Raw genomic sequence first — 299 nt, forward strand, 5'->3', positions numbered from 1 at the left:
CACATCCCGGCCAGCGGGCCGGCCCTGATTGTGGTGAATCATTCCCTGGCCACCTATGACAGCGGCCTGCTGGCTGCCGCTGTGCGGGAACGCCTGGGTCGTGATGTGTGGCTGCTGGGTGATCGCTATATCTTCAAGATTCCGGTGGTCCGGGATCTGGCATCCGCCTACGGTTTCGTTGAGGGTTCACAGCACAACGCGGAAAGTCTGTTGCGCGATGGCGAGCTGGTGTTGGTGGCGCCGGGGGGCATGCGTGAAGCGCTGCGGCCCAGTAGCCAGAAGTACCAGCTGAATATCCG

The 299-nt window shown here is 62.5% G+C and carries 1 protein-coding gene; it reads left to right on the top strand.

Going from position 1 to position 299, the window contains the following annotated elements; translation table 11 throughout:
- Positions 1-299 (top strand): 1-acyl-sn-glycerol-3-phosphate acyltransferase (locus A3714_RS03490; protein WP_197463357.1); only part of this gene is annotated, 299 nt, incomplete at both ends.

Source organism: Alcanivorax sp. HI0007 (assembly GCF_001635525.1).
Classification (GTDB): domain Bacteria; phylum Pseudomonadota; class Gammaproteobacteria; order Pseudomonadales; family Alcanivoracaceae; genus Alcanivorax.